This window comes from Megasphaera sp. AF13-6AC (assembly GCF_027685385.1).
Lineage (GTDB): Bacteria > Bacillota > Negativicutes > Veillonellales > Megasphaeraceae > Megasphaera > Megasphaera micronuciformis.
Map to the genome: position 1 here is coordinate 1 of NZ_JAQCUN010000231.1, position 1,206 is coordinate 1,206.

The 1,206-nt window shown below is 49.9% G+C and carries 1 protein-coding gene; it reads right to left on the reverse strand.

The features are described from left to right. The coding region (locus tag PGX78_RS08425) for a penicillin-binding transpeptidase domain-containing protein (RefSeq protein ID WP_270446500.1) at positions 1-1,206 on the reverse strand (1,206 nt) is incomplete at both ends.

Here is a 1,206-nt window from a genome sequence, read left to right on the forward strand (position 1 = left end):
CATAGCCGCCTGCAAGGGCGTAACCAACTGGAACCCCTGTCCGATAGCGGAATTGAAGGTATCCCCCAAGTACCAATCTTGGTGGTAATTTTTTTCTTTATATTCTTCACTGGCAACGAGGCCCGCCGCTTCACCGCGCATGGCGATTCCCGTCTTTTTACCCATGCCGAACATTTTAGCGTATTCGGCAAGCTTATCAATGCCTACTCGACGTCCCAATTCATAGAAATAGACGTTATCCGACTTGGCCAAAGCTTCGGTGAAATTAATCCAACCCAAAGCTTCACCGCCGGCATTTCTCATGTCGACGAGCCAATGTCGACCGGAGTCGAAAATCATCTCATCCGGTGTAATTTTTTTCAGCTCCAAAGCGGCAGCGCCGGTAATCAACTTAAAGGTCGACCCGGGCGGATATTCACCGGCAATAACACGATTTTCCATCGGATGGTTGGGATTTCCGTTTATTTGCTTCCATTCCGACTCCGTAATTCCGCGTGTAAACCAGTTGGGGTTGTATGCCGGCCGGCTGGCCATGGCCAAAACGGCACCCGTATTGGGATCAACGGCCACAGCGGCAATACCGCTGACACCGATTCCCTGAGCGATTTGAGCATCCATAGCCTTTTCCAAGGCCGTCTGTAAGTTTAAATCCAAGGTCAAATGAATATTATGCCCTTGAACTGGGTTCTTTCTTTCCACTTCCATTACAGGACTGCCCGATGCATCGACTTCTACTTGGCGACTTCCGTCTTTACCGCGCAAAACGTCGTCATAGTATGATTCTAATCCGGCCCGACCGATTTGCGTCACATTGGACACCCCGTCTTCGCCCTTCAGACGCTCCATATCGTCTTCATCAATTTGTCCGACGTAGCCGAAAATTTGAGCCGCCATCATATCATACGGATAGTAGCGAATGGGCTGCACGTCTACGGAAATACCGGGCAACTCGTTCCGCCGTTCTTCTACCTTCGTAACTACGTCCGGCGTCAAGTCTTGGGCCAAAACGGTAGGCACGTATGAGTTCTTTACCTTACCGGCCTTTTCCAAAATTTTATCTGCAGGCATGTTCAACAAACGGGACAGTTTATTCGCTTCTTCGTCAGTCATCTTGCCTTGAGTCGGTACATAGGTAACCATAAAACTCGGTCGCGAACCGACAAGAATTTGCCCGTTTCGATCGTACATGACACCGCGCATAGCCGC